14 protein-coding genes are annotated in these 15,280 nt (G+C 48.3%); 12 read left to right on the forward strand and 2 right to left on the reverse strand.

From position 1 onward, the window contains the following. Positions 1 to 107 precede the first annotated feature (107 nt). The 8 genes from NYE45_RS12030 to NYE45_RS12065 all read left to right on the forward strand — a co-directional run bounded on the left by NYE45_RS12030 (position 108) and on the right by NYE45_RS12065 (position 10,620). Positions 108 to 623: a DUF2500 domain-containing protein gene (locus NYE45_RS12030; protein WP_340016785.1), complete on the forward strand. Its 516-nt coding sequence runs from the start codon at positions 108 to 110 to the stop codon at positions 621 to 623. Positions 624 to 858: 235 nt separating this feature from the next. After that, entirely contained in the window at positions 859 to 2,352 is a 1,494-nt protein-coding gene (locus tag NYE45_RS12035; RefSeq protein ID WP_340016786.1) for a rhamnulokinase family protein, read from the forward strand. Between the two features lies 1 nt (position 2,353). Continuing rightward, the gene (locus NYE45_RS12040; protein WP_340016787.1) at positions 2,354 to 3,115 is read left to right on the forward strand and encodes a DeoR/GlpR family DNA-binding transcription regulator; all 762 of its coding nucleotides are present in this window, start codon (positions 2,354 to 2,356) and stop codon (positions 3,113 to 3,115) included. A gap of 306 nt (positions 3,116 to 3,421) precedes the next feature. Continuing rightward, on the forward strand, positions 3,422 to 4,150 hold the full coding sequence (locus NYE45_RS12045; RefSeq protein WP_017688927.1) for a (Fe-S)-binding protein: 729 nt from the start codon (positions 3,422 to 3,424) through the stop codon (positions 4,148 to 4,150). After that, positions 4,147 to 5,664 (forward strand): LutB/LldF family L-lactate oxidation iron-sulfur protein, encoded by a 1,518-nt coding sequence (locus NYE45_RS12050; protein WP_340016788.1) that lies wholly within the window; start codon positions 4,147 to 4,149, stop codon positions 5,662 to 5,664. Before NYE45_RS12045 ends, NYE45_RS12050 begins: the two co-directional genes overlap by 4 nt. After that, positions 5,654 to 6,379: an LUD domain-containing protein gene (locus NYE45_RS12055; RefSeq protein ID WP_340016789.1), complete on the forward strand. Its 726-nt coding sequence runs from the start codon at positions 5,654 to 5,656 to the stop codon at positions 6,377 to 6,379. The genes NYE45_RS12050 and NYE45_RS12055 overlap by 11 nt, the downstream gene beginning before the upstream one ends. Positions 6,380 to 6,593: 214 nt before the next feature. Next, positions 6,594 to 7,148 (forward strand): glutathione peroxidase, encoded by a 555-nt coding sequence (locus NYE45_RS12060; RefSeq protein WP_340016790.1) that lies wholly within the window; start codon positions 6,594 to 6,596, stop codon positions 7,146 to 7,148. A 298-nt stretch (positions 7,149 to 7,446) separates the two neighbouring features. Then, a complete protein-coding gene (locus NYE45_RS12065) occupies positions 7,447 to 10,620 on the forward strand; it encodes a bifunctional cytochrome P450/NADPH--P450 reductase (protein WP_340016791.1) in 3,174 nt (1,057 codons plus the stop codon). A 199-nt stretch (positions 10,621 to 10,819) separates the two neighbouring features. Here the strand turns inward: NYE45_RS12065 and NYE45_RS12070 are convergent, their stop codons facing one another. Then, positions 10,820 to 11,242: a hypothetical protein gene (locus NYE45_RS12070; protein WP_340016792.1), complete on the reverse strand. Its 423-nt coding sequence runs from the start codon at positions 11,240 to 11,242 to the stop codon at positions 10,820 to 10,822. A 123-nt stretch (positions 11,243 to 11,365) separates the two neighbouring features. Here NYE45_RS12070 and NYE45_RS12075 point away from each other — a divergent pair, with 123 nt between their 5' ends. Then, entirely contained in the window at positions 11,366 to 11,710 is a 345-nt protein-coding gene (locus NYE45_RS12075) for a hypothetical protein (protein WP_253507822.1), read from the forward strand. Positions 11,711 to 11,868: 158 nt separating this feature from the next. Here NYE45_RS12075 and NYE45_RS12080 read toward each other — a convergent pair whose 3' ends face one another. Beyond that, on the reverse strand, positions 11,869 to 13,158 hold the full coding sequence (locus NYE45_RS12080) for a Gfo/Idh/MocA family oxidoreductase (protein WP_076330815.1): 1,290 nt from the start codon (positions 13,156 to 13,158) through the stop codon (positions 11,869 to 11,871). Positions 13,159 to 13,285: 127 nt separating this feature from the next. Between NYE45_RS12080 and NYE45_RS12085 the strand changes: the two genes are divergently transcribed. Genes NYE45_RS12085 through NYE45_RS12095 form a run of 3 tightly spaced genes read left to right on the forward strand, consistent with a single transcriptional unit; the run spans position 13,286 to position 15,230 of the window. Further along, positions 13,286 to 14,188 carry an AraC family transcriptional regulator gene (locus NYE45_RS12085; protein ID WP_340016793.1) on the forward strand — a complete coding sequence of 301 codons (903 nt, stop codon included), beginning with the start codon at positions 13,286 to 13,288 and terminating at the stop codon, positions 14,186 to 14,188. After that, positions 14,185 to 14,631: a RidA family protein gene (locus NYE45_RS12090; protein WP_340016794.1), complete on the forward strand. Its 447-nt coding sequence runs from the start codon at positions 14,185 to 14,187 to the stop codon at positions 14,629 to 14,631. The genes NYE45_RS12085 and NYE45_RS12090 overlap by 4 nt, the downstream gene beginning before the upstream one ends. 8 nt (positions 14,632 to 14,639) lie before the next feature. Then, positions 14,640 to 15,230, forward strand: coding sequence for a GNAT family N-acetyltransferase (locus tag NYE45_RS12095; protein WP_340016795.1), 591 nt, complete (start codon positions 14,640 to 14,642; stop codon positions 15,228 to 15,230). Positions 15,231 to 15,280: the final 50 nt, after the last annotated feature.

The following is a 15,280-nucleotide window of genomic DNA, read 5'->3' on the forward strand; positions in this document are numbered from 1 at the left end:
TGGTTCATATAGTATACGGACAAGGCAGAACGGGTTGTCTGCATGCACCGCCTTCCTTGCGTGGGGGCGGTGCATCTTATTTTGCAAGGGGAAAGGAACGATGATGAATGGCGTTAACAAGCGTGTCCTCATCGATCGGCCGATTAAGCGTAGATGGCTTCGGTGTTTTTGATGACATGAATGGAGTACCGGGTTTTGAAGGCAATCAGGGTGGCTTTTTTTCGGGATTCAATGAGTTTGCTGCAATGAATGCATTTGCTTCGATTTTCATTGGCGCCATATTTCTCATCATTGCGGGAGTTATTGTTTTTGTTATTATTTCAGGAATACGCTCAGGGGCATCAAATAACGCGGCAGCTTTGTTAACCCTTCATTCTACGGTGGTGGCCAAACGAACGGAAGTCTCAGGTGGAAGCGGGGATAGCAGTGCGACTACTCGTTATTATGCTACATTTGAATTCGACAATGGGGAGCGTACTGAACTATTTGTTGGCGGAAACCATTATGGCATGATGGTGGAAAATGATCGAGGGATGCTGACGTATCAGGGCACACGGTTCAAGCATTTTGAGAGAGATGTACAGCCCCAGTCGGGGGTAAGCAAAGGTCAATTTTATACGTAAAAAAAGAACTGCGGCTCCTCCCAGGTGGGAGAGAGTCGTTTTTGGTATGCCTAAAAGAAAGAAAAACCGAAGGGTATTCAAACGCTTACAATGGTGATATACTCGTAAAATAAAGTAAAACAGTATTAAACAAAAACAAACAAACAATAAATACAGAATAAAGTACAGGGTTACGGACTGAATCAAGAGATGCCGTTTGGAAAATAGGACTGGTTCGAAAGGTTGGTGAAGCGCGGTGAGTGTGCTGGCTTATGATTTGGGCGCCGGGAGCGGGAGAGCGCTACTGGGACATCTGAATGATCGAGGGATTGAAACGAGCGAAATTCATCGGTTCAAGAATGAACCGGTGAAGGTTGGCGAGCGGATGCACTGGGATATTCTGCGATTGCATCATGAATTGTTGCAAGGGCTTACGCTTGTGAAGCAGCAGGGGGAACAGCCGGAGAGTCTGGGGATCGATTCCTGGGGCGTTGATTTCGGTCTGCTCGGCAGTAACGGGGAGTTGCTGGGTAATCCGTATCATTACCGTGATACACAGTTTAACGGCATGATGGATCAGGTACTGCACGAGCTGACCTCTCAGCGAATCTTTGAACGTACAGGGATTCAGTTTCTTAGCTTTAATACCCTGTATCAATTGGCAACGCTTCAACGCAGTGGCTCCCCGTTGCTTCATGAAGCAGAGCGTTTTCTCATGATTCCGGATTTGCTACGTTATTTCCTGACAGGAGAAGCGGTGAATGAGTTCACGAATGCAACGACAACGCAATTATACAATCCATCGGTGGGGCAGTGGGATAGTGAGTTGCTGGCGCATATTCGCATTTCGGAAAAACTGTTCGGTGAAGCCGTGCTGCCAGGTACCCGTGTTGGACAATTGCGAAGCAGTATCTGTAACGATCTGGGATTGTCTCCGATCCCCGTGATCGCTGTTGCGGAGCATGATACGGGTTCAGCCGTTGTGGCTGTTCCTGCAACGGAACGTTCATTTGCTTATCTGAGCTGTGGAACCTGGTCCCTGATGGGTACGGAGATAGATCATCCTGCGATAAGTAGCCAGAGTCTGGCCTTGAACTTCACGAATGAAGGCGGGGCGGGCGGAACATTCCGGCTGCTCAAGAACATCATGGGACTGTGGATTTTGCAGGAAAGCATGCGGGAGTGGGATCGCCAGGGACAGGGAATTAGCTACGATGCGTTATTGGTGAAGGCGGAACAGGCACCTCCATTTGCCAGTTTGTTTGATCCGGATAATGAACTATTCATGCCAGCAGGAGATATGACGACCCGTATACGTCAGTATTGTCGTGATACAGGGCAAGTAGTGCCAGAGGATCAAGGTGCTATTGCCCGGGCAATTCTGGAGAGTCTTGCATTGAAGTATAGAAGAGTGCTGGAATGGACGGAACAATTGTCGGGACAGACGTTCAACGGATTGCATATGGTCGGTGGAGGTATCCAGAACCGCCTGTTATGTCAGTGGACAGCAAATTCCATTGGAAAACCGGTATGGGCGGGTCCGGCAGAGGGCAGTGCCATCGGGAATATGGCTGTGCAATGGATGGCAAGCGGAGCTTTTAAGGATATCTGGGAAGCCCGTAAGGCCATTCGTGATTCATTTCCGGTAACTGCATATGAGCCGCAGGACAGGTCAGTTTGGGAAGATGCTTACGGCAAATTTCTGCATGTGACGGCTTCAGCTAATTCACAAGCGGGGAGTGAGGTGTAACATGCTGGCAGCCGAGCGGTATGACCGGATTGTGGAGATGGTGAATGTAAAGGGCAGTATGCGTGTATCTGAGCTTAGTGAGCGCTGCCGAGTGACGGAGGAAACCATCCGGCGGGATCTGGATCGGCTGGAACAGGCAGGACGATTGCGTCGTTCTCATGGTGGTGCAGTGAGTGTGAAGGAAGATCAACCGGAGATCCCTTACCGGATCAGGGAGACAACTCATGCGGAAGAGAAGAAGCGGATTGCACAAGCGGCTCTGGCGATGATTCATCCGGGTGATCGCATTCTGTTGGATGCCAGTACAACGGCAGGCTATATGGCAGCGAACATGCCGGATTTTCCGCTGACGGTCTTAACTAATTCCATTCAGGTAGCCACGGAACTGAGCAGTCGTGACAAGGTGGAGGTCATCTCAACAGGAGGCCAGCTGGCACCTCGCTCATTGTCTTTTGTAGGGCCGCTCGCGGAGCGTTCTCTGGAAACGTATCATGTGGATAAATTGTTCTTGTCGTGCAAAGGCGTACATCTTGAAGGCGGCGGAATCAGTGAATCCAATGAACTTCAGGCAAGACTGAAGCAGAAAATGGTTGGCATAGCCGATCAGGTTATCTTACTTGCAGATGCCAGTAAATTTGGTGTTCGTGCCTTTGCCCGGGTATCCGGGTTAAATGCAGTCCATATGATCGTTACCGATCAGCCATTGGAGGCTGAACAGACAGAACGTTTGAGCGGATACGATATTGGTATCATCACGGTTTAAGCTTTTATATTTTATTTATATAAATTGAACTAAATTAAAAAATCTGGGGATAACAGCGATCGGAAGGTTATTCTGTCATCGGAGTGTCCAGTGTAAATATTCTTAGGGCGTGTCTGAAACTCCGAAGGAAGCAGATTTTGCTGAATTTTCGTTCCAAGCAAGGAAGTTTTCCGCAGGCGTGCCGGGGCACGTCAAGGGAAAGTGACGCAGTATGGGGCGAAAAGGCGGTAAAAGATGCACTTCAGCGAGTTTTGAGACACGTCCTAGTCAATTCATCTACTAATCAGTTAATAGGAGCGTGTAATTATGAAGGTCTCCTTATTCATTACCTGCCTTAGCGATGCCATCTATCCCCGAGTAGGGGAAGCCATGGTCAGATTGCTCGCCGCTCATGGCGTTCGGCTGGATTTTCCGCCGGTTCAGACCTGCTGCGGTCAGCCTTCCTACAATAGCGGGTACTGGGATGAGACTCGGGTAGCGGCCAAGACGATTCTTGAAGCGTTTGACGACAGTGATTTTGTAGTTTGTCCATCCGGATCGTGTACGTATATGATTCATCATTATCCCGAACTGTTCGCGGACGAACCGGTATGGCTGGAGAAGGCAAAACGATTGGAAGCCAAAGCCTATGAGTTTACTCAATTCCTCGTTCAGGTACTCGGGATAACCGATCTGGGCGCACATTTTCCGCACAAAGTAACCTATCATCCATCCTGCCACGGCAGCCGTCTGCTTGGTGTAAAGGATGAGCCGATGGCGCTGCTCTCTCAGGTGAAAGGACTGGAATTGGTTCCACTTCCATTCGCTGAGGATTGCTGTGGGTTCGGGGGTACGTTTGCCATTAAAATGTCCGATATTTCAGGAGCGATGGTGACGGAGAAGGTCGATCATGTCAAAGAGACACAAGCCGAAGTACTGGTGGGGCTGGACATGGCCTGTCTGATGAATATCGCAGGTAATCTGCGTTATCGGAATGAACCGGTGCGTGTGATGCATTTGGCGGAACTACTGTATGAGGGGGTACGAACAGGATGAGCCAACCGGGAGTGATGGATACGACGGTCAAAGAACGTGCCGGACTGGCCTTGAATGATGATTTTCTGCGTAAAGCGGTCAAATTCACGACAGAACGATTGCGTAATGGGAAGAAGTCTGCCTCAGAAGAACATGGAAACTGGGATGAATGGCGGGAACGTGGACGTCAGATTCGTCTGCATACGATTGCGTATCTTGATTATTATCTGAATGAATTTGTAAATAACGCCCGTGCGAATGGGGTTCATATTCATTTTGCAGATACATCGGTGGAAGCAGCGGCAATTGCGCTGGATATTGCTGCGCATAAGCAAGCTTCTACGGTGGTGAAATCCAAATCGATGGTGTCGGAGGAAGTACATCTCAATCATGTGCTGGAGTCGGCGGGTATTGAAGCCATCGAGACCGATCTGGGTGAATACATCATTCAGCTGGCAGGCGAAGCCCCTTCTCATATTGTCATTCCGGCCATCCATAAGAACCGCTATCAGATCGCAGAGTTGTTGTCGAAGGAAGCGGGTGAAATTCTGGAGCCGGACACGACGGTACTTGCCGGATTTGTTCGCAAAAAGCTGCGCGAGAAATTCCTCGAAGCGGATATCGGCATGACCGGCTGCAATTTTGCGATTGCAGAGACAGGTTCCATGGTTTTGTTCGAAAATGAAGGCAATGCCCGTATGGTATCCACTGTTCCCAAAACGCAGATTACACTCATGGGCATGGAGCGGATCATCCCATCGTGGACGGATCTGGAGGTCATGGCAACCTTGTTGCCGCGCTCTGCAACAGGTCAGAAACTCACGATGTACATGTCAGGCATCACAGGTCCTCGCCGTACAGCGGATGCGGATGGACCGGATGAAATGCACATTATTATCGTGGATAACGGTAGATCCCTTCAGCTCGGTGATCCCGAATTCCAAGAACTGCTGAATTGTATTCGCTGCGGTGCTTGTCTGAATGCCTGCCCGGTATATCGCCATATTGGAGGTCATGCCTACGGTGGAACATACAGTGGCCCGATTGGCGCGGTACTGACACCTGCACTCAATGGCAACATTGATGAATGGAATGATATTGCCGGTGCTTCGAGTCTTTGCGGAGCCTGTTATGAAGCATGTCCGGTCAAAATTCCGCTGCATGATATGCTCGTTTATTTACGCAGACGCAAGGTAGAGGATGGTCATGGAAACAAAATGGAGAGCATGGGCATGAAGGGCTTTGCTGCCGTGGTTTCCAATTCGAAACGCTTCAGTGCGGCCATACGTCTGGGACAGATCGGGCAGAAGGCAGTTGTACGCAACAACGGCATTTCTCTCAAGCTAGGTCCACTCAAAGGCTGGAATAATTATCGGGTTGCGCCAAGTCTCGCCAAGAAATCTTTCCGGCAGCAATGGAACAAGCTGGATCAAGAATTGAACCAGGAGCAACCAACCATGAGTTCTTCCGTTCGCAGCCGCATGGAGCAGATTATTCGTGAACGAGAGGAAGGGGAGGATAAGCATGGTCACTGAACATCAGCAATGGCTCGCGCAATTGGAGAAGAAGTCCATGGAGCAACAGGAGCAGTTCATGAACGACATTGCTTCGAAATTGAGAAGACCAAGGCAACGACATGCGCCGACCCAACCCTTTCGGGGAGCACCCGACTTTTGGACTAAGCTGGAATGGGATGAAGAGAAGCGTATTCAAGCATTTACCGATAACTTTGTGAGTGTAGGCGCCCACATTGCCCGGGTTCAGAACATGGAAGAAGTATCTCAATTCATTGCCAACAAATCTCATGAGCTGAGTGCGAAATATATCATTCGCCAAAATGAACAGGCGCTAAAGGATCTCGGATTGGAAGAGCAGTTACCGGATGTGCAGATCGCAGTCTGGAATAGTCAAGCGGATGAGAACTGGAGGGCACGTGCAGCTGAGGCTGATATCGGTGTGGTCATGGCGGATTATGCGACAGCATACACAGGCTCGGTCACTGTACTTTCTTCACCGGAAAAAGGTCGGTCCGTCAGTCTGTTGCCTACGGTACTCATTATCATTATTCCAGTGGATCGACTGTACACCAGACTGGGTGAGACGCTGAATCGATTTGACGAAGCGGGAAGAGAGAATCTTCCGGCAGGCATCCACTTTATTTCAGGGCCAAGCCGCTCTTCCGATATTGAAAATGATTTAACCATTGGCGTACACGGACCAGGTATTGTATATGGTTTGATTATGGGTTAACGGTGTGTTGAGCGTGATAGCGCATCATTATTATGATAACTGTCCTAGATGCAGAATTCGTCTGCTGAGGGCAGTTTTTTGTTTATGTTTTATAGTTAAAAACTATTAATATTATATTTATTATATATTTCACCTATTAATAATGAGGGTGTATAATCCATCTCAAGAGAGAATTTATATGGGATACGAAAGAGACAGAGGAGGAGAAATACAGATGAGTATATTTTCTTATCAAGTTCCGTTTATGGATGGCCACGAGGGTGATTTTTCTGCGTTGAAAGGCAACGTACTGCTTATTGTGAATACTGCTAGCCGGTGCAGCTACTCCCGCCAGTTCAGTGAACTTCAGCAAATGTATGAGAAATATCGTGATCAGGGGCTGGAAATTCTGGCGTTTCCGTGCAACCAGTTTAATGACAAGGAACCTGGGAGTAACACCGAAATAGCAGAGTATTGCAGAAGTCAGTTTCAGATATCCTTTCCGATTTTGGAGAAGGTTGAGGTCGTTGGGCAATCGATGCATCCTTTGTTCCGTTATCTGATTGAAGAAGCGCCGTTTGAAGGTTTTGATCTGGATATGAAGGAAGGACAGTGGATGGACACCTTTGTGAAGGAGAAGTATCCAGAGCTGTATCAAGGAGACGGGATCAAATGGAATTTCACCAAATTCCTGATTGATCGTAATGGGGACGTCCATGGCCGTTATGAAACGACAGTAGCTCCGTTAGAGATGGAGTCGGTTATTCAGAATCTGTTGAAGAAATCATAAGTATAACTTAATCCCTGTCCTGAGGTCCTATGACTTTGGGACTGTTGAAGATTAGAACTGGAAATGTTAGGGTAAAAGAAGATAACAAGGTCATCCATTTTTTTTAATCAAAAATGACCAATATACCATTTCGGTCAGTTGGTTCTCTTGTGGTTTTATAGTTATCTGGATGAAATATGAAAATGTGCAAAAAATAACTTGAATGTGTTGTTCTGAAGAGGAAGTGTAATCGCGTCTGTAGTCACGTCATTATTTTTTAGTTGTAGAACTCTTAACTTGGAAAGAAGGAGTGAGTGTCATGCCACCAATTTCAGTGCCTCAACCGAAAACATTTGGCCCACTGGGCAACTTGCCGCAATTGAACTTTGATGAGCCAGTGCAATCCCTGGTGAAGCTGGCTGAAGAATATGGACCGATCTTTCGAATGGAGTACCCTGGACGAAGCGAATTGTATATTTCCGGTCACGAGCTGGTCGCAGAGGTAACGGATGAATCCAAATTCGACAAACGGGTGTGGGCACCCCTTGCGAAGGTTCGTGCTTTTGCAGGAGATGGACTGTTTACGAGTTGGACCGAAGAACCGAATTGGAAAAAAGCCCATAACGTGCTGCTGCCAAGCTTCAGTCAACGTGCCATGCAGGGATACCACAACAAAATGATTGACCTGGCTGTGCAGTTGGTTCAGAAATGGTCGCGATTGAACCCGGATGAGACGGTTAACGTTCCGGATGATATGACACGGCTAACGCTCGATACGATTGGACTGTGTGGTTTCAACTATCGGTTTAACAGCTTCTATCGGGAAGAACCACACCCATTCATTACGAGTATGGTTCGTGCGTTGGATGAATCCATGAGTTCATTGCAGCGACTGCGTCTGCAAGACAAGCTGATGATCACCAAAAAGAAACAGTTTGAACAGGATATTCGTTCGATGTTCTCGCTAGTGGATCATATTATTGCCGAGCGCAAAGAGCAACCACAGGAAGGCGCAGACGATCTGTTGTCTCACATGCTTAGCGGCAAGGACCCGGAGACGGGAGAAACACTGGATGATGAGAACATCCGTTATCAGATTATTACCTTCCTGATTGCTGGACATGAGACCACAAGTGGACTGTTATCCTTCGCCGTCTATTATCTGATGAAGAATCCGGAGACGCTGGCTAAAGCTCAAGCTGAAGTGGATCAGATTCTGAAAGATCCAGTTCCAACGTACAACCAGGTTCGCAATCTGAAGTACGTTCGTATGGTTTTGAACGAAGCATTGCGGTTATGGCCTACAGCTCCTGCATTTTCCCTGTATGCAAAAGAGGACACGGTACTTGCAGGTCAATATCCTTTGCAAAAAGGCGACAGCGTCAGTGTACTTATTCCCAAGCTGCATCGCGACCGTGAAGCATGGGGAGACGACGTAGAGGAATTCCGTCCGGAACGGTTCGAAGATCCGAGCAAAGTGCCGCATGATGCCTACAAACCTTTCGGTAACGGTCAACGGGCCTGCATTGGTCAGCAGTTTGCACTTCAGGAAGCAACGCTGGTACTGGGTATGGTGCTCAAGCATTTTGACTTCATAGATCATTCCGATTATCAGTTAAAGGTGAAAGAAACCCTGACGCTCAAACCGGATAACTTCACAATTCGTGTACGTGCACGTGGCGGTCAGCCAGTCATGGCGGTTCCGGGTGTAGCGGTCGAAGAACCGACGCCGGTTGCCAAAAGAACAGAGCCGGATGCAGCGAATGCCCATCACACACCGATGCTTGTTCTGTACGGTTCTAATCTGGGTACGGCCGAAGGAATTGCGCGTGAAATTGCCGATACTGCCAGATATCAGGGATTCCGCAGTGAGGTTGCTGCGCTGGATGATCGCGTTGGTAAACTGCCGAAGGATGGTGCCGTTATTATTGTCAGTGCATCCTATAACGGTCAGCCGCCAAGTAATGCCAAGATGTTCGTTGAGTGGATTGAACATGCGGACGCTAATGAATTCAAAGGTGTGCGTTTCGCCGTTCTTGGTTGCGGTGACCACAACTGGGCCAGCACCTATCAGCGTATTCCGCGTTTAATAGATGAACAATTGTCTTCCAGAGGAGCAGAGCGGTTATCACCGCTGGGTGAGTCAGATGCCAGCGGAGATTTCGAGAAACAGGTGGGGGATTGGACGGAGCAATTATGGCCGGATCTCGCACGAACGATGGGATTGAAACTGAACACAAGCTCCAATAGCGAACGCAGCTCATTGTCTGTACAATTTGTCAGCGGACTCGCCGTGACACCGCTTGCGGATACGTATGATGCACATGTGGCAGCAGTACTGGAGAACAGGGAGCTTCATGACGCGGGCAGTGAACGTAGCACACGTCACCTGGAGATCAAATTGCCTGAAGGCATAACCTACAAGGAAGGGGATCATCTGGGCATTCTGCCACAGAATCCACCGGAGCTTGTGGAACGTGTATTGCGTCGTTATGGATTCACCGGAACGGAGCATCTCGTTCTGGATGCATCCGGTCGGAGTGCAGCGCATCTACCGTTGCATCAACCGGTTAACCTGTATGATCTGCTCAGTCATAGTGTTGAGCTTCAAGAAGCTGCAACTCGTGCACAACTGAGAGAAATGGCAGCATACACGGTATGTCCACCGCACAAGAAAGAGCTTGAAGCTCTGCTTGATGAGTCCATGTATATGGATGAAGTGCGGAATAAACGGATCTCCATGCTGGATTATCTGCTGAAATATGAAGCATGTGAACTGCCGTTCGAGCGCTTCCTTGAATTACTGCCTTCATTAAAAGCCAGATACTATTCGATCTCCAGTTCACCACGTGTTCAGCCTGATCAAGCGAGTATTACGGTTAGTGTTGTGCGTGCCCCGGCATGGAGTGGACAGGGAGAATACAAAGGCATTGCATCCAACTATCTGGCTAACCTGAAGTCGGGTGATGAGATTGTCATGTTCACACGGACACCGGAATCCGGGTTCCAACTGCCGGAGGATGCACAGGTTCCCGTCATCATGGTGGGTCCGGGTACAGGCGTTGCCCCATTCCGTGGTTTCCTGCAGGCAAGACATGTATTGAAGGAACAGGGTCAAGAGGTTGGCGAAGCCCATCTGTACTTTGGATGCCGGAATCCCGAACATGATTATCTGTACAAAAATGAACTGGAAGCAGCCCAGCAAGAAGGGCTTGTAGAGCTTCACACAGCCTTCTCCCGAGTGGATGGGGAAGAAAAATGTTATGTACAGCATCTGATGAGAGAAGATGCCCGTCATCTGATTCCTTTGCTTGAAGAGGGTGCGCATCTGTATATCTGCGGTGATGGTAGCAAGATGGCACCTGATGTAGAAGCTACACTCGAGCAGGCATACGCTGATATTCATGGCAAGTCTGCGAAGGAAGCAGAAGATTGGCTTAATCAGCTTCAGCAGGAAGGTCGTTATGCCAAGGACGTATGGACAGGCATCTGAACTAAACATGTGAAAGATCAGCTTGATCCGTAACTGGCTGAGCGGTGAGATACAGAAGCAGTTCTGTTCTCACCGCTTTTTGACATAAAATGATTCTTCAGCAGAAGAGTGGGTGCATGGGTTATAATTATATATTGGAAGGGAGCACCCGTATGCAGACATTCGGGAATCAGTATAAGATTTGCGAAAAGAACCGGCTTTACTTCCGGCTACACGACCGTTTCAGGCTCTTTCTTCCAGCGGTTGGCCGATAGATCGACTCAACGCTGGAGAGAGGAAATAGAATACGGGAAGGGACTCTGCCTTTTCCCTGGAGTTCAAGATAATCCAGTCCCACGCCTACAAGTCTGATATTGTTAAATGCATTCCAAGAAGGGAACGTTGTGCGGATTCCCACTCTGATGCCTCGCTGTGTTCGAGGAATATCGAATACCCGAATGGAATTCAGACTAAGTGGAATGAATAACTGACGGTTTACTTTGATAAACTGCTTTGAATAGACACGACGAATACGTCCCGGTTCCAACCCGGAGAGTGGAGTATTCAGTTCTGCAAGGTGCCCCTGGAGTTCTGCCAGACGCTGCTGAAGTGTTTTTCCAGTATGGAGATGCTGCCAGCTCATAAGTATTCCTCCGTTCGCCATTTGTACCTAGTATATGAAGGAACGGGGTCGGAAGGTGTACGTTTGACAGCCCATGTTCGTTAAGGCTAACGGGGTTTCTTTTATAATAGAGGAGTGATTCAAATGATCGTAGAAATGTATAAAGACCTCATTAAGGATGAACGTGGCAATTATTATATGGCAGTGCAGATCGAGGGCAATGAGCTTACGCTCGTTAATGCATTCGTCGAAGCGGCATTCACGCCTGAACTGATCTACAATGAAGAGTTTCGTACCAAGCATAAGGAGATGGAAGGCGGATTTGTAGGCAAAATTGCGATGGACCTGCTTCGCCATGATGTGGTTATGGGTATGAAGCAAATCGACCGCAAACTGTTGAATCTGTCAGATGTGGAGCAGCAGTTCACGGTAAATTATATTGATACGATTGAATTTTATCGTCATCCGGCGTGGCAACGGAAGGTGTAGAAGGAAAGTCATCTCCTCTGAAACTAGAGAGAGGATTCTTCACATATCAAGTTGGCTATTATCTACCTGAATATAATGAAATATAAAAGCGCAAGTGCAAGGCAGTAAGCCTTTGCAACTTGCGCTTTTTGGCGTATATGGTCAACGACGTGGGAGCCTTAGAAACGAACCAGATTATTGACGTTGACAGGTAAGCCCGTGGCGATGGCACGATTAGCCGCAATCCCAGTCAGGATGGATCTGGCACCGTCTACGTGGTTCGCAGCACGATGGAACGGATCTTCTACAGGCTCTCCAAACAGATCATTCAGCAGAACCGGGTCACCTCCGCCATGTCCACCCGCTTTCTCTTCCACTTCAACCTCATATGGCGCACCGAACATTGGAAGAACCCGCAACGTTTTACCGATCAACGCACCTTCCTTACTCTTGTCACCCAATGAATTGACATAGGATTGCTCCACAATGTTCATCTCAATCCGGCCTTTGGTGCCATTAATGGCAATGCGATAACCTTCCCATGGCTGGTAGGCGACGAGGGAGTAGGTCAAAATCGCTTTGTTCCGATACTTCACAAGAACGCCCATCGTATCCTCAATGTTGATGCCATCCCCGAATACGCTCTGATCCCGCTGGTAACCATCTTCTGATTCTGCATCCAGATACATGGACTTCATATGAGCATCCGAATCCAAATGCAGTGCAAAAGGATCCTCTTTCGCGATCGGATTGCCTGTTGCCCGATTGTAGAACTGCGTTACACCGCGTTCTTCTGCATTTTCTCTGCCGTAATACATCAGATCACCGAATGCGAACACGGTATCCGGCTGTGAGCCGATCCAGAAATTCACCAAGTCGAAGTGATGGGTAGATTTGTGAACGAGCAGTCCGCCGCTATTGCGCTTGTCCCGATGCCAGCGGCGGAAATAATCTGCCCCGTGGCGGGTATTGAGCAACCATTCGAAGTGAACGGAAGTAACTTTTCCAATGGTATCATTCAGAATAAGTTCCCGAATTTTGGTGTGGTGCGGTGCATAACGGTAGTTAAAGGTTACTCTCACGTTCTGGCCAGTCCGCTTGACGGCATCCAGAATCTCCTGACATTTCTCCTCATCGATGGTCATGGGTTTCTCGGTGACAACGTCACAACCAAGTTCCATCGCACGAATGATGTACTTGTGATGGGTACGGTCAACGCTGGTTACGATGACATAGTCAGGCTTCTCGTTCTCAATCATCTGATCAAACTGATCTGCAGGATAAGTGGGTACCTCAGGATACTCGTACTTTTCCTTCAACAGTTGATTCGCGTAGTTCATACGGACTTGATTTATATCGCAAAAGCCGACAAGCTCGGATGTATCCCTGTAATCCCGGGTCAAAGCACCATAAAAAAATTCGGCGCGGCCGCCGGTTCCGACTAATACATAACGTTTCTTGTTACTCATGTCTATCGCCTCCTTGAATATAGCTCTAGACTATAACAAGGGAGTACTTCTTTCGCCGCATTTTATGCGTAACCGCTTTCAAATGCCGCATATTTTGCTATAATTTATGAAAAGGAGAGAGGGCGACATGACAGAACCTTTTCGTGCAGATTTTCATGATCCCACGGATTTGCTACACATCGAATATGATCGTCGCATTGGATACTTCTCGATGACGGATGACCATCTGCATGATCATTATGAGTTGTATTATCTGTTGTCTGGCGAGCGTATTTATTTCATCAAGGACCGGACATATCGGGTGAAGGCTGGTGATCTGGTATTTGTTGACCGAAATACGGTTCACAAGACATTGGAGAGCGGTATGCCCGACCATGAGCGGATGGTGCTCTATTTGAAGCCGGAGCTGTTTGCTGCCATGTCGATTTCACCTAACTTCGTTGAAGAATTGAAGGAGCCCTTCTGTTGGGAGATTCCCATTGTAAGATTTCCTTCTCAGGTCACGGAGGTTTTGGAGCGGATGGTTAGCGAAATGATGGATGAAATGCTTCGTCCCCAACCCGGAAGCAACCTGTTGCTTCGTCACCGGGCTATTGAATTGTTGGTGCATGCCTATCGGAATCAGTATCTTGGCAGATTATGCTCCGATGATCGTGAGCCGGTTCTTCATCCCAAAACACAGGCCGTCGTGCGTTACCTGAATGAAAATTATCAGAAGCCACTGACATTACCGGAGGTGGCGGGTATGTTTCGCATTAGTCCGCATTATCTAAGTCGATTGTTCAAACAAACGACGGGGTTTACCTTCAGTGATTATCTGAATCTGTTACGGGTGAAGGAAGCACAGCGTTTGCTGCGGGAAAGTGAGGAATCCATTACGGATATCGCCTGGCTTGCGGGATTCAGCAACTTCTCTCATTTTGGCAAGATGTTTAAGCGTACCGTTCAGGTATCACCAAGAGTCTACCGACAGGAATACAAGGAATCGGGTTCCGTAAGGACCTTAAAAGAGGGAGAGAATATAAAATGATTGAAGCAAGATTGAATGAACTGGGGATCATTTTACCACAGGCCAGCGCGCCCGCAGCAAAATATGCCAATGCCGTTATTGTCAATGGAATCATGTATGTATCCGGGAAAGGACCTGATACCTCTGAACGTGGCAAACTGGGATCAGACTTCACAACAGAGCAGGGATATGATTTTGCCCGGAACGCTGGGCTGGAGGTGCTCGCTGTCGTTCGCGACGAACTGGGTTCACTGGATCGGGTAAAGAGAGTGGTTAAAGTGCAAGGCTTTATTAATGCATCTGCTTCGTATCAGGAGCATCATAAAGTGCTGAACGGATTCTCCGATCTGATGATGGAGGTATTTGGGGATCAGGGGGCACATGCTCGTTCAGTATTCGGTGCAGTGTCTGTGAGGGACAACTTGCCGTTGATCATTGATTCTATTTTTCAAGTGGAGGAGTAGGTATAACGATGACAGAATCGCCTTCATTTAATCCGATCATGTTAACGATACCCGAGAGCTTCCATACGGAACGCCTCTCGATTCGAGCACCACAGTGGGGGGATGGCGCAGCCGTTAATGAAGCCGTCCGTGAGAGTGCGGAGCAGCTGCGATTGTGGTTACCTTTTGCCGAGAAAATCCCTTCATTGGAAGAGTCTGAAGTGACTGTTCGCAAAGCAAGACTGAAATATCTGGAGCGTACCGATCTGATGCTACATTTGCGTGATAGACATACGGATGAATTCGTAGGCAGCAGCGGGTTACATCGCATTGACTGGAATGCACGCTGTTTCGAGATCGGTTACTGGATTCGAACCTCACGAGCTGGCGAGGGTTTGATGACAGAAGCGGTGAGAGGCATTGAGCAATTTGCCAATACTCATTTGGAGGCTAATCGATTGGAGATCCGCTGTGATGCTCGTAATGTGCGAAGTGCCAAAGTAGCCGAGCGAGCGGGCTATACACTGGAAGGTATATTGCGCAAGATGCGGCGGGACAGCGCAGGTACGCTGGTGGATTGTATGGTTTTCTCCAAAGTTAGAGGCAGTGAGTTCGAGTAAGGGGAGGGTAGGTATGGAGCGAATTGGTCAGGGAAGAACTGCGGAAATCT

Origin of the sequence: Paenibacillus sp. FSL K6-1318 (genome assembly GCF_037976905.1) — a bacterium.
Lineage (GTDB): Bacteria > Bacillota > Bacilli > Paenibacillales > Paenibacillaceae > Paenibacillus > Paenibacillus amylolyticus_A.

Coding starts and splice junctions, on each gene's coding strand:
- NYE45_RS12030 (WP_340016785.1), top strand. CDS start 108: ATGGCGTTAACAAGCGTGTCCTCATCGATCGGCCGATTAAGCGTAGAT.
- NYE45_RS12040 (WP_340016787.1), top strand. CDS start 2,354: ATGCTGGCAGCCGAGCGGTATGACCGGATTGTGGAGATGGTGAATGTA.
- NYE45_RS12045 (WP_017688927.1), top strand. CDS start 3,422: ATGAAGGTCTCCTTATTCATTACCTGCCTTAGCGATGCCATCTATCCC.
- NYE45_RS12050 (WP_340016788.1), top strand. CDS start 4,147: ATGAGCCAACCGGGAGTGATGGATACGACGGTCAAAGAACGTGCCGGA.
- NYE45_RS12055 (WP_340016789.1), top strand. CDS start 5,654: ATGGTCACTGAACATCAGCAATGGCTCGCGCAATTGGAGAAGAAGTCC.
- NYE45_RS12060 (WP_340016790.1), top strand. CDS start 6,594: ATGAGTATATTTTCTTATCAAGTTCCGTTTATGGATGGCCACGAGGGT.
- NYE45_RS12065 (WP_340016791.1), top strand. CDS start 7,447: ATGCCACCAATTTCAGTGCCTCAACCGAAAACATTTGGCCCACTGGGC.
- NYE45_RS12070 (WP_340016792.1), bottom strand. CDS start 11,242: ATGAGCTGGCAGCATCTCCATACTGGAAAAACACTTCAGCAGCGTCTG.
- NYE45_RS12075 (WP_253507822.1), top strand. CDS start 11,366: ATGATCGTAGAAATGTATAAAGACCTCATTAAGGATGAACGTGGCAAT.
- NYE45_RS12080 (WP_076330815.1), bottom strand. CDS start 13,158: ATGAGTAACAAGAAACGTTATGTATTAGTCGGAACCGGCGGCCGCGCC.
- NYE45_RS12085 (WP_340016793.1), top strand. CDS start 13,286: ATGACAGAACCTTTTCGTGCAGATTTTCATGATCCCACGGATTTGCTA.
- NYE45_RS12090 (WP_340016794.1), top strand. CDS start 14,185: ATGATTGAAGCAAGATTGAATGAACTGGGGATCATTTTACCACAGGCC.
- NYE45_RS12095 (WP_340016795.1), top strand. CDS start 14,640: ATGACAGAATCGCCTTCATTTAATCCGATCATGTTAACGATACCCGAG.